This window comes from Clostridium sp. OM02-18AC, assembly GCF_003481825.1.
GTDB lineage: Bacteria > Bacillota > Clostridia > Lachnospirales > Lachnospiraceae > Brotaphodocola.
The window spans coordinates 14,150-27,289 of the sequence record NZ_QULW01000020.1 but is presented as its reverse complement, the minus strand read 5'-3'; the positions used below and the strand labels follow the sequence as shown (position 1 = coordinate 27,289).

Here is a 13,140-nt window from a genome sequence, read left to right as displayed (position 1 = left end):
GCACATGAGGAGGAGTCAGAATATGAGAAGTGATAATGCAAAAGCAGGAATGCAGCAGGCCCCGGCACGCTCCCTGTTCCGCGCACTGGGATTAACCGATGAAGAGATGGAGCGCCCGTTAATCGGTATTGTAAGCTCTTACAATGAGATCGTGCCGGGTCATATGCACCTGGACAAGATCGTGGAAGCCGTAAAACAGGGTGTAGCCATGGCAGGCGGTACCCCGATCGTATTCCCGGCCATTGCAGTCTGCGATGGTATTGCCATGGGACATGTCGGAATGAAATATTCCCTGGTAACCCGTGACCTGATCGCTGATTCCACCGAGTGTATGGCATTGGCACATCAGTTTGATGCACTGGTCATGGTACCGAACTGCGATAAGAACGTACCGGGACTTTTGATGGCAGCAGCTCGCTTAAACATCCCTACCGTGTTCGTCAGTGGCGGTCCGATGTTAGCCGGTCACGTAAAAGGCGAGAAACGCAGCCTCTCCAGCATGTTCGAGGCAGTCGGATCCTACGCAGCAGGTCTTATGACTGAGGACGATGTCAAAGAATTCGAGTGTAAGGTTTGCCCGACCTGTGGTTCCTGTTCCGGTATGTACACGGCAAACAGCATGAACTGCCTGACTGAGGTTCTTGGTATGGGCTTAAAGGGCAACGGCACCATTCCGGCTGTTTATTCCGAGCGTCTGGTCCTTGCAAAGCATGCAGGTATGGCTGTTATGGATATGTTAAAGAAGAATATCCGCCCGAGAGACATCATGACCGAGGCAGCTTTCCGCAATGCCCTGACCATGGATATGGCTCTGGGCTGCAGCACCAACAGCATGCTGCATCTGCCGGCGATTGCGCATGAGGCAGGCGTTGAATTAAACGTAGACATCGCAAATGAGATCAGCGCAAAGACCCCGAACCTGTGCCACCTGGCACCGGCCGGACATACCTATATGGAAGACTTAAATGAGGCAGGCGGCATCTACGCCGTTATGAACGAGATCAGCAAGTTAGGACTCTTAAATCTGGACTGTATGACGGTAACCGGTAAGACGGTTGGCGAGAACATCAAAGACTGCGTCAACAAGAATCCGGAGATCATCCGTCCGGTAGACAACCCATATTCCAAGACCGGCGGTATCGCAGTGCTTCGCGGTAACCTGGCACCGGATTCCTGCGTGGTAAAACGTTCCGCAGTTGCACCGGAGATGCTGGTCCATGAGGGTCCTGCACGTGTATTTGACTGTGAGGACGATGCGATCGCAGCGATCAAAGGCGGCAAGATCGTGGCAGGCGATGTTGTTGTCATCCGTTATGAGGGACCGAAGGGCGGTCCGGGTATGAGAGAGATGTTAAACCCGACCTCCGCTATCGTTGGTATGGGCCTTGGCTCTACCGTAGCCCTGATCACGGACGGACGTTTCAGCGGTGCTTCCCGCGGCGCTTCTATCGGCCATGTAAGCCCGGAGGCAGCAGCAGGCGGCCCGATCGGTCTGGTAGAAGAGGGCGATATCATTTCCATCGATATCAATGCAAACACCATCAACATGAAGGTTTCCGATGAAGAACTGGCAAGACGCCGTGCAAACTGGACTCCGAAGAGCAAAGAGGTGACCGGTTACTTAAAGCGTTATGCAGCACTGGTAACCAGCGCAGACAAGGGCGCTATCTTAAAAGGAAACTAATTCATGTAACCCGTACCAGAGACAGATAAGGAGTGTTTTCACATGGCGGAGACCAGAGTACTTAATGGATCAGAAATCCTGATCGAATGTTTAAAAGAACAGGGTGTAAAGACCGTGTTCGGTTATCCGGGAGGGGCCATTTTAAATATCTACGATGCGCTTTACAAGCATCAGGATGAGATCACCCACATCCTGACCTCCCACGAGCAGGGCGCATCCCATGCAGCAGACGGTTACGCGAGAGCCACCGGAAAAGTCGGCGTATGTCTGGCTACTTCCGGTCCAGGCGCGACCAACCTGGTAACCGGTATCGCGACCGCATTCATGGATTCCATCCCGATAGTTGCGATCACCTGTAACGTTGGCGTGAGCCTGCTTGGCCGCGACAGCTTCCAGGAGATCGACATCACCGGTGTGACCATGCCGATCACCAAATATAATTTCATTGTAAAAGATATCACGAAGCTGGCAGACACGGTCCGCCGTGCGTTTACCATTGCACAGAGCGGAAGACCAGGTCCGGTCCTCATCGATATCACAAAAGATGTGACTGCGGCAGAGTATGAGTATACGCCGCAGGAACCGGCACCGATCGAGCGTCAGACCGATACCATCCGTGAGGAAGACATCGAGACGGCGCTGGAGATGATCCGCAACAGCAAGAAGCCGTTTATCTTTGTAGGCGGCGGCGCCGTGCTTTCCGGTGCATCGGATGAGTTAAAGGTGCTGGCTCACAAGATCCAGGCACCGGTTGCTGATTCCCTGATGGGCAAGGGCGCATTTGACGGAACCGATGAGCTTTACACCGGCATGGTAGGTATGCATGGAACCAAGACTTCCAACTTCGGCATCAGCGAGTGCGATCTGCTGATCGTGGCAGGTGCCCGTTTCAGTGACCGTGTGACCGGAAATGCATCCAAGTTCGCGAAGAACGCGAAGATTCTCCAGATCGATATCGACCCGGCTGAGATCAACAAGAACATCCATACCAATGCCAGCATCATCGGCGATTTAAAGGTTGTCCTGCGTAAGCTGAATGCCCGTCTGGATCCGATGAACCATGAGGAGTGGATCCAGCACGTAGAGCGGATGAAAGACATGTATCCGCTGCGTTACGATAAGAACCAGCTTACCGGTCCGTTCATCATGGAGACCATTGATGAGCTGACCAAAGGCGATGCTATCATCTGTACCGAGGTTGGCCAGCACCAGATGTGGGCTGCCCAGTACTACAAATACAGAAAGCCGAGAACCTTTCTCACATCCGGCGGTCTTGGCACCATGGGCTACGGCCTTGGCGCTTCCATCGGAGCGAAGATGGCGTGCGGCGACATGGGACATCCGGATACCCCGGTGTTCAACATTGCCGGAGACGGCTGCTTCCGCATGAACATGAATGAGATCGCAACAGCGACCCGCTACAACATCCCGGTTATCCAGGTTGTGGTAAACAACCATGTACTTGGAATGGTGCGTCAGTGGCAGAACCTGTTCTACGGAAAGCGCTATTCACATACCGTATTAAATGACGCAGTAGATTTTGTGAAGCTGGCTGAAGCCATGGGAGCAAAAGCATACCGTGTGACCAGACAGGAAGACTTAAAACCGGTTCTGGAAGAAGCCATCGCATTCAATGCACCGGTTCTGATCGAGTGCCAGATCAACTGCGATGACAAGGTTTACCCGATGGTATCCCCGGGAGCCCCGATCCAGGATGCGTTCGATGATACCGACCTGAAAATCAAATAAAGGTCGTTATTATATAATTATGAAAAATCGAATTTATGAAGAAGGAGGAAGAAACAATGGGAAGAGTCTACAATTTCTCAGCAGGACCGGCCGTATTACCGGAGGAAGTTCTGAAGGAAGCCGCAGAAGAAATGCTTGATTACAGAGGCACCGGAATGTCAGTGATGGAGATGAGCCATCGATCTAAAGCCTTTGAGACCATCATCGAAGAAGCGGAACAGGACCTTCGGGATCTGATGAACATTCCGGATAACTACAAAGTACTGTTCTTGCAGGGAGGCGCCCATCTGCAGTTCTCCGCCATTCCGCAGAACCTGATGAAAAACGGCGTAGCCGATTATATCATCACCGGTCAGTGGGCGAAGAAGGCATTCAAGGAAGCGCAGAAATACGGAAAGGCAGTGGCTGTTGCATCAAGTGAAGACAAGACCTTCAGCTACATTCCGGACTGCTCTGACCTGCCGATCGACGACGATGCGGACTATGTTTACATTTGTGAGAACAACACGATCTATGGCACCAAATACAAAACCCTGCCGAACACAAAGGGAAAAACGCTGGTGGCTGATATCTCTTCCTGCTTCCTCTCTGAGCCGGTAGATGTGACAAAGTATGGCTTGCTTTACGGCGGTGCTCAGAAAAATGTCGGTCCGGCCGGCGTTGTGATCGTGATCATCCGCGAGGATCTGATCACGGAGGATGTCCTTGCCGGAACCCCGACCATCTGCCAGTACAAGGTGCAGGCAGACGCAAAATCCCTTTACAATACCCCGCCATGCTACGGCATCTACATCTGCGGAAAGGTATTTAAGTGGTTAAAGAAGCGCGGCGGCCTGGAAGCCATGAAAGAGTATAACGAGAAAAAGGCAAAGATCCTTTACGATTTCCTGGATCAGAGCAAGCTGTTCCATGGAACCGTTGCAAAAGAGGACCGTTCCTTAATGAACGTTCCGTTCGTGACCGGCGACAAGGACCTGGATGCAGAATTTGTAAAAGAAGCAACCGCAGCAGGGTTTGTAAACTTAAAGGGACACAGAACCGTAGGAGGCATGCGTGCCAGCATCTACAATGCCATGCCGATGGAAGGCGTGGAGAAGCTGGTAGAGTTCATGAAACAGTTTGAGGAGGCGCATCAGGCATGAGAAAGATCCATTGCATCAACGCCATTTCCAAATATGGCACAGACCAGTTCACTGAGGACTATCAGCTGACCAACGAGGTAAATGAGGCAGAGGGCATTCTGGTCCGTAGCGCATCCCTTCATGAAATGCAGTTTTCCAATTCCCTGCTTGCCATTGCACGTGCAGGCGCAGGCGTAAACAACATTCCGTTAGAGGCCTGTGCACAGGAGGGCATCGTGGTCTTTAATACCCCGGGTGCCAATGCAAACGGGGTAAAAGAACTGGTGCTGGCAGGACTGTTTTTAGCATCCCGTGATATCGTCGGCGGCATTGAGTGGTGCAAGGCCAACAAAGAAGATGCAAACATTGCCAAGTCTGCCGAGAAAGCAAAGAAGGCTTTTGCAGGCTGCGAGATCAAGGGCAAAAAGCTGGGTGTGGTCGGTCTTGGCGCGATTGGTGCCGAGGTTGCGAACACGGCGATCGCCCTGGGCATGGAAGTTTACGGCTATGATCCGTACATTTCCGTCAATGCGGCATGGCGGCTGTCCCGCGATGTAAAACACACCACCAGTCTCGATACCATCTGCCAGGAGTGTGATTACATCACCCTGCATGTTCCGGCTGTGGACTCCACAAAGGGCATGATCAATAAGGCAGCGTTTGAGCAGATGAAAGACGGCGTTGTGATCTTAAACTTCGCCCGTGACATTCTGGTAAACGAGGATGACATGGCTGAAGGCTTAAAGTCCGGCAAAGTGAAAAAATACGTGACCGATTTTGCCAATCCGAAGTCTGTGAACCTGGAGAACACCATTGTAATCCCGCATCTTGGCGCTTCCACTGAGGAGTCTGAGGATAACTGTGCGAAGATGGCAGTTCAGGAAATCATGGATTATCTGGAAAACGGCAACATCCGCAATTCTGTGAACTATCCGGCGTGTGACATGGGCGTGAAGAAAACTGCCTGCCGTCTGGCTGTGCTGCATTTAAACATTCCGAACATGATCGGTCAGATCACCGGAGTGCTGGCTGCCGGAAAGATCAATATTTCCGACATGACCAACAAGAGCCGTGATAAATTTGCTTACACGCTGATGGATCTGGAACATGTACCGGATGACATCATGGTCCAGAAGCTCAATGCCATTGAGGGTGTATGCAGAGTCAGACTGATCTGATGAAGAAAACACTAAAATTTCATAGAGACTGCCGGGACAGGGAGGACAGCGCATTTGCGATGTTTGCCTGTTTCCCGTCAGAAAATTAGCGAAGAAGGCTGGGGATATCAAGAAGTCCCCAGCCTTGCTGGTTTCTGGGAAGTCCCAGGTCGACTGCCCGGTCCCTGAGGAAAAGTTTTACGTCCCGGTTGGACATCTCCGGATGCTGCTCCAGGAGAAGGGCAATGGCACCGGAAACAAAAGGTGTAGCCATGCTGGTACCGCTTTTTATGGCATAACCGCCGCCGGGACTGCAGCTGGTGATGGCGGCACCCGGGGCGACAATATCCGGTTTGCAGATGCAGGCGCGGGTAGGTCCTCTCCCGGAATAGTCAGACATGCGGTTTCCCATAACGTTGACTTCCTGGTGATCGTCAGAACAGCCAACCGTGATGACCTTGCGGCTGATGCCGGGCGTAGTGATGGTGCCGCTTTTTGGTCCCATATTGCCGGCGGCGACCACCACGACAAAACCGGAGTCCCAGAGTTCCTCCACGCCGCGGACCAGGGCAGAGTTTTCGCTCATGCTCCTGCCGGAAAAGGAACCGACCGAAACGTTGACGATCCGGATGTTGTAGCGCTCCCGCTGCTGCATTACGGTATGAAGTCCGGCAAGCACGTCGGAAACATAGCCGCCGCCCCGTTTGTCCAGTACTTTCACCGGAATCAGGTGGCAGCCCGGGGCGATTCCGCAAAAACGCCCGGCGCTTTCTTTTCCGTTCCCGCCGATGATGCCGCAGACATGGGTGCCGTGCCCGTTATCGTCGTAAGGGAGTTTTCGCCGGCGTACGATATCGAAAAAGGCAGCAATGCGTGACTTAAGATCCTCGTGCGGGAAGCATCCGGTGTCCAGCACAGCCACGCCGATGCCGCGCCCGGTAAGGCCGTCCGGGATGTGTGCAGAGGAAAAAGGAGAGGCTGTACGCATGGAAAACCTCAGTGCTCTTTTACTGTTAGGATATTCCGGTGATAAGGCAGTGGTGCGGCTGTCGATTTAAGAATATCTTCATAATCTATTTAAACATTATACAAACATTTTCGTAAGGCATATGTTATACTAAAATCAGAAAAAAGATAAACATCTGAACTCCTTAAAACTTTTTTGAAACGGATATGTAAGAAAAACCTGTGCAACCATCACGGCACAGGCTTTTTTCTTCTTCTATCCGTTTCTTTTTATTTGACAAGGTTTTTCGGGCATGCTATAGTGAAAGTGCAGTCCAAATGGGTAGTATTGCCCGTATTTCTAAAACATGTAACTGCTTTGCATTCTGTATGTCTGCAGTTACCAGGATTCCATGATCCGGCTTTTGTCAGCAGTCCGGAAAAATCAGAATTTTTAGATTCCCAGATTTCAAAATTCCCCAATTCCTATCCCTGAACGGTTCCCACAATTGCCGATGCTTCGCATTCCAAATCGGCAAAATCTGCTGCCAGAACTGTATCATACGGGATTTTCAGTTCAGAAAATCCCTGCCTGTGAATAGTAACCTAAATTCCCACATGAAAAGACAACAACTGGTTGACATTTGAGCCGGTTTATACTATGATTATAACATTGAAGAGAACATCTGTTCGCAACGGCAAAAAGCTTTGTGGATGCAGTGGTTCTATAGTTGGAGGATTATAACATGAATAAAGACGATAAATTAAAGGCACTGGATGCTGCCATTACCCAGATCGAGAAGTCTTACGGAAAAGGTTCTATCATGAAGCTGGGTGATTCCGGCGCCAACATGAACATTGAGACTGTCCCAACCGGTTCCATCAGTCTGGACATCGCACTGGGACTTGGCGGTGTACCGAAGGGGCGTGTCATCGAGATTTACGGACCAGAGTCCAGTGGTAAAACGACCGTAGCACTTCACATGGTGGCAGAAGTGCAGAAACGCGGCGGCATTGCCGGTTTCATCGATGCGGAGCATGCATTAGACCCGGTCTATGCAAAGAACATCGGCGTCGATATTGACAACCTTTACATTTCCCAGCCGGACAACGGCGAGCAGGCACTGGAGATCACCGAGACCATGGTGCGTTCCGGTGCAGTGGACATTGTCATTGTGGACTCTGTTGCAGCCCTGGTGCCGAAGGCCGAGATCGACGGCGAGATGGGTGATTCCCATGTGGGTCTGCAGGCACGTCTTATGTCCCAGGCCCTCAGAAAGCTGACTGGTATCATCAGCAAATCCAACTGCTGCGTTATTTTCATTAACCAGCTGCGTGAGAAGGTTGGTGTTATGTTCGGAAACCCGGAGACCACCACAGGCGGCCGTGCCCTGAAGTTCTATTCCTCTGTCCGCATGGATGTGCGCCGCGTAGAGTCCATCAAACAGGGCGGCGAGGTGATCGGCAACCATGTCCGTGTGAAGGTGGTTAAGAACAAGATCGCTCCGCCATTTAAAGAGGCAGAGTTTGATATCATGTTTGGTCAGGGCATCTCCAAGGAAGGCGACATTCTGGATCTTGCCGCGAAGGACGACATCATTGAAAAGAGCGGCGCATGGTATGCATATGACGGTGCCAAGATCGGTCAGGGACGTGAGAATGCCAAGACGTATCTGCGCAATCATCCGGCAGTCTGTGCTGAAGTAGAGAGCAAGGTCCGTGAGAAACACGGTCTTCCGGCAGATGAGACCGTAACTGCACTGGCTGCAAATGCAGCTGCAGAAGAAGCACAGGACGCACAGAATGCAGAAAACGATGGTGCTGGTCTGACCGACGCGGAGTAATTCCATGAAAGTCTGGAATTTACAGAATGGAATTGTGCAGGTGCAGGACCTGCATCCGGAAGAACTGCAGTATGGAAAAAAGGAGAAACCGGAGAAGAAAAGCAGAAACACAAACGGTTCCGGGAAAACAGTCCGGGAGTGCGCACTCGCACTTCTGGAATTTCGTGACCGCACAGAGCGGGAACTGCGCCAGAAGTTAAAAGAACGGGAATACAACCCGGAAGAAATCGAGGAGACGGTACTCTTTTTAAAAGAGTACCGTTATTTGGACGATGAGGCCTATGCCGGGCGTTACATCCGCTCCTGCGCATCCAGGAAAAGCCGCCGCCAGATCCGAGCTGATTTGGAGCGTAAGGGCGTATCCCGGGACATCATTGACCTTACCCTCCAGGAGGAAGAAGTAGACGAGGAAAGTCAGATCAGAAAGCTTCTTTTAAAGAAAGGTTATGAGCCGGGAAAGCGCATGGAGTTGGCGGATTACCGGAGACTTATGGGAGCTTTGGGACGCCGTGGATTCAGCAGCGAAGCCATCCGCAGGGTCACGGACCGTATGTCTGAAGAAGCAGAATAAGGAACAGGAACGACGCGAAGAACTTCCACAGAGTTATTGACATAATGCACAAAACAGTTTAAAATTGAAGTGTTGTATTGGTGTACAATGAAAACTAAATAAGGAGGTGCTCCTGTGTCAACAATAATAGCAGTTGTAATTACACTGTGTGTTGTGGCGCCTATTAGCTGGGCAGTTGCGACCGCGCACCGGAAAAGTGCTTACGAAAGCAAAATCGGAACCGCGGAAGAAAAAGCCAGGGAAATAATAGATGAAGCGTTAAAGACGGCAGAGACAAAGAAGCGAGAAGCTCTCCTGGAAGCGAAGGAAGAGTCCTTAAAGACTAAGAATGAGCTGGATAAAGAAACAAAGGAAAGAAGAGCTGAACTTCAGCGCTATGAACGACGTGTGCTGAGCAAAGAAGAGAACTTAGACAAAAAAGCAGAGAACATGGAACGGCGGGAAGCCGGACTTGCATCCCGTGAGGAAGCCTTAAACAAGCGTAACAGCGAAGTTGAGGCTCTGTACGAAAAAGGGATACAGGAACTGGAGCGAATTTCCGGTTTAACCTCCGAACAGGCAAAAGAGTATCTGCTCAGATCCGTTGAGGCAGAGGTCAAGCATGACACTGCCAAGATGATCAAAGATCTGGAGAACAAGGCAAAAGAAGAGGCTGACAAAAAGGCAAAGGAGTACGTGGTTACTGCAATTCAGAGATGTGCTGCAGACCATGTAGCGGAAACTACCGTGTCGGTAGTACAGCTTCCGAACGACGAAATGAAAGGCCGCATCATTGGCCGTGAGGGTCGCAATATCCGTACCCTTGAGACCATGACTGGTGTGGAACTTATCATCGACGATACCCCTGAGGCAGTCGTATTATCCGGATTTGATCCGGTACGGCGTGAAGTGGCAAGAATTGCCCTGGAACGTCTGATCGTGGATGGACGTATCCATCCGGCAAGAATCGAAGAGATGGTAGAAAAAGCGCAGCGTGAAGTAGAAGCGAACATGCGCGAGGATGGTGAGGCGGCAGCCCTTGAGGTTGGCATTCATGGAATCCATCCGGAACTGATCAAACTGCTTGGTAAGATGAAATTCAGAACCAGCTACGGTCAGAATGCATTGAAGCATTCCATCGAAGTTGCACAGCTGGCAGGTCTGCTTGCCGCAGAGGTTGGAGCAGATGTGCGTCTGGCAAAACGGGCTGGTTTATTACATGACATTGGAAAATCCATCGACCATGAGATGGAAGGCTCCCATGTACAGCTTGGTGCAGATCTTTGCAGAAAGTACAAAGAGTCTGCTACTGTCATCAATGCAGTAGAGTCCCATCATGGCGATGTTGAACCACAGGGTCTGATCCCTTGTCTGGTACAGGCTGCAGATACGATTTCCGCAGCAAGACCTGGCGCAAGAAGAGAGACTGTGGAGACATATACCAACAGATTAAAACAGCTTGAAGAAATTACCAACTCCTTCAAGGGAGTAGAAAAATCATTTGCAATCCAGGCTGGTCGTGAAGTTCGTATCATGGTTATCCCGGAGCAGGTAAGTGACGATGACATGGTTCTGATGGCACGTGAGATTTCCAAGCGCATCGAGGATGAGCTGGAATATCCGGGTCAGATCAAGGTTAATGTGATCCGCGAATCACGTGTAACAGATTACGCGAAGTAACAACAAACCAGCAACAAACCAGCAATGGGCAGCAACACAAAGCTTTAGCAGAAAAGTAAGACCGGTATTGGAAAATGCCGGTCTTTTTTCTTACATTTTTATGAGAAAACTTACGAATCTGCCAGACAGCTTGACATTAGAAATAAGATGTAATAGAGTGAAACTGTAATAATCCATTTGTGTCTGGAAGAAAACAGTGACTCACAAATACGATAGAAAACGCTGCAAAACAGTAAGGAAGCAGAGATGACGGACAGCAGGAAACAAGAGGTAACTGTGAGTCTGCCAAAACAGTTGCAAACAAAGATAGAAAGAGAGTGGGGAATATGATGAGTAAAAAGAAATGGCTCGGAATGCTTACGATGGCGGCATTGTTTGCCGGTCTGATGGCTATGCCGGTTATGGCAGCCAGCAGAAAAAAAATTAAATCCGTAAGTTTGAAGGTGGAAGCATCCATTACACCGGAGACCCGGATCGGCTCGGAAGACATCGATGTTGATGTAAAAGACAGCAGTAAGTATTCCTATGATACGTACGAAGTCAATAACACCGGTTTTGAGTGGGTAGCAACCGATGTTCCGGAAATTACGATTTATTTGCGTGCAGAAGATGGATATTATTTTTCCGTTACCAAACTGAGTGATATCAAACTGGATGGCGCAACTCTGGTAAAAGCATCGAAAGCAGATTCATCGGAAACATTAAAGGTGGTTGTAAAGTTGCCTTCCCTGTCTGAGTATGTGGCAGATTTTTCAGAGGAAGAGACAGTAAATCTGACAAACAATGGTTTTGCAACCTGGAACCCGATTTCCGGTGCAGGCAGCTATGAAATTATGGTCTACCGCGATGGCAACGCAGTTGGCGTAACCGCGCGTACCAGCACAGAGCCGAACTACAATTTAAAGAACGAGATAACCAGACCGGCCAGCTACCAGGTAAAGGTTCGTCCGGTCAATGGAGAGAATGCTTCCAACAAAGGTAAGTGGGTAGAATCCAACGTGGTTTCCTACAATGCGGACCAGGTTAAGGCAATCCGCGCAGGTGAGGCTGGCGGTCTCCCAGTTTCCGGTGAGTGGAAGAGTGACAACAATGGCTGGTGGTATCAGCACAGCGATGGCACCTACAGCAAGAATGCCTGGGAAGAGATTGACGGCAAGTGGTATGTATTTGATGAGAATGGATACATGAGAACCGGCTGGATCGACTGGAACGGTGAAAAATACTATTGTGACAATTCCGGTGCAATGCTGAAAAACACTACAACTCCGGATGGATATATTCTGGATTACGATGGACGGATCAAGAATCATTAAAAAATACGATAACAAAAACAGCCCAGACGTTAAGTCTACGGGCTGTTTTTGTTTGCCATTTTTTTACAGAACCCATTCCTCTAGAAAATGCGCTGCTCCATCTTCTTCATTATTTCCGGCTACAAATTTTGCTGCCTGTTTTACATCATCTTCCGCATTTTCCATTGCGGCTGAAATGCCTGCAGCCTGAAGCATGGAGATATCGTTTTCGTTATCCCCAATAGCCAGAACATTTTCCAATTGTATCCCCAGTTTTTTACAAAGTATATACAGTGCATTTCCTTTGGAAGCATTGGTGGAGTTTAGTTCTATAATGCCATCGCCGGTTCGCAGAAATATAATGCCTGGTATGGGGCTTCCTTTTTCCAGAAGTTTCTGTGCCAGTTCATCTGTTAAGATATAAGCCCCCATTTTCATCACGTTTACCCCGCTGGTCCTTAAAAACTCTCCCAGATTTTTCACAGTTCCTTCGCTGAATCTGATGTAAGGATATTTCTCCGAAAGCCCTGTTTTCTCCCAGCCTTCTGCCCGGAAAGTACCTTTGTCTGTATGGACATATACAGCCGCGGGAAATTGCTCCAGATAAGCAAGGGCTTGCAATGCTTTTTCTGTGGGAATACCTGTCTTGCTGATACTTTTTTCTTTTTGTACATCCATAAGCAAGGCACCATTGGAGCAGATGGCATATTTGATTCCTTTCACATTATTTAAGACAGCAGCTTTCATTCCATTTAAAGGTCTGCCAGATGCCGGCACCAGGAGTATGCCTTTTTCAACAATCTTTCTCAAAACATTTATTGTATAGTCTGATATGCTTTTGTCATTATGAAGAAGAGTTCCGTCCATGTCTACGGCCACCAGATAAATGGTTGGTTTCTTGTTGTGCATATTGATTTCCTCCGTTTGAATTTTTCTGTATGATTCATTAAGTATAGCATACTTAGCCTATATAACAGTGTCAATTCTAGTGTCGAAGCCATTCTCACCCATCAAACAATTCATCATTTTCCTCATCGATACTGACGAATCCCTTGTGAAACTGGCGAAATCGTTCAAAACATCTTCCTTTCAAAGCTATTTTTTGTATAATTGTATTT

The 13,140-nt window shown here is 49.4% G+C and carries 10 protein-coding genes; 8 read left to right on the top strand and 2 right to left on the bottom strand.

The features are described from left to right. Window positions 1-22 precede the first annotated feature (22 nt). The 4 genes from ilvD to DXB18_RS13390 are packed head-to-tail and all read left to right on the top strand — an operon-like array spanning window position 23 to window position 5,732. Window positions 23-1,684 carry a dihydroxy-acid dehydratase gene (ilvD, locus tag DXB18_RS13405; RefSeq protein ID WP_118708328.1) on the top strand — a complete coding sequence of 554 codons (1,662 nt, stop codon included), beginning with the start codon at window positions 23-25 and terminating at the stop codon, window positions 1,682-1,684. A gap of 42 nt (window positions 1,685-1,726) precedes the next feature. Continuing rightward, on the top strand, window positions 1,727-3,433 hold the full coding sequence (gene ilvB, locus DXB18_RS13400; protein ID WP_118708326.1) for a biosynthetic-type acetolactate synthase large subunit: 1,707 nt from the start codon (window positions 1,727-1,729) through the stop codon (window positions 3,431-3,433). Window positions 3,434-3,489: 56 nt separating this feature from the next. Then, window positions 3,490-4,575 carry a 3-phosphoserine/phosphohydroxythreonine transaminase gene (serC, locus tag DXB18_RS13395; protein ID WP_118708324.1) on the top strand — a complete coding sequence of 362 codons (1,086 nt, stop codon included), beginning with the start codon at window positions 3,490-3,492 and terminating at the stop codon, window positions 4,573-4,575. Then, window positions 4,572-5,732: a phosphoglycerate dehydrogenase gene (locus DXB18_RS13390; RefSeq protein WP_118708322.1), complete on the top strand. Its 1,161-nt coding sequence runs from the start codon at window positions 4,572-4,574 to the stop codon at window positions 5,730-5,732. Before serC ends, DXB18_RS13390 begins: the two co-directional genes overlap by 4 nt. Window positions 5,733-5,817: 85 nt before the next feature. Here the strand turns inward: DXB18_RS13390 and DXB18_RS13385 are convergent, their stop codons facing one another. Continuing rightward, the gene (locus DXB18_RS13385; RefSeq protein ID WP_118708320.1) at window positions 5,818-6,699 is read right to left on the bottom strand and encodes a S8 family peptidase; all 882 of its coding nucleotides are present in this window, start codon (window positions 6,697-6,699) and stop codon (window positions 5,818-5,820) included. Window positions 6,700-7,402: 703 nt separating this feature from the next. Here DXB18_RS13385 and recA point away from each other — a divergent pair. The 4 genes from recA (at window position 7,403) to DXB18_RS13365 (ending at window position 12,043) form a co-directional block, all read left to right on the top strand. Further along, complete coding sequence (gene recA / locus DXB18_RS13380) at window positions 7,403-8,500, top strand: recombinase RecA (protein ID WP_118541423.1); 1,098 nt, start codon at window positions 7,403-7,405, stop codon at window positions 8,498-8,500. 4 nt (window positions 8,501-8,504) lie between these two features. Further along, window positions 8,505-9,071, top strand: coding sequence for a regulatory protein RecX (locus DXB18_RS13375; protein WP_118708318.1), 567 nt, complete (start codon window positions 8,505-8,507; stop codon window positions 9,069-9,071). A gap of 114 nt (window positions 9,072-9,185) precedes the next feature. Beyond that, a complete protein-coding gene (gene rny, locus DXB18_RS13370; RefSeq protein ID WP_118541427.1) occupies window positions 9,186-10,730 on the top strand; it encodes a ribonuclease Y in 1,545 nt (514 codons plus the stop codon). 326 nt (window positions 10,731-11,056) lie between these two features. Then, a complete protein-coding gene (locus DXB18_RS13365; protein WP_118708316.1) occupies window positions 11,057-12,043 on the top strand; it encodes a hypothetical protein in 987 nt (328 codons plus the stop codon). A gap of 63 nt (window positions 12,044-12,106) precedes the next feature. Here the strand turns inward: DXB18_RS13365 and DXB18_RS13360 are convergent, their stop codons facing one another. After that, window positions 12,107-12,931 (bottom strand): Cof-type HAD-IIB family hydrolase, encoded by an 825-nt coding sequence (locus DXB18_RS13360; RefSeq protein ID WP_118708314.1) that lies wholly within the window; start codon window positions 12,929-12,931, stop codon window positions 12,107-12,109. Window positions 12,932-13,140 lie beyond the last annotated feature (209 nt).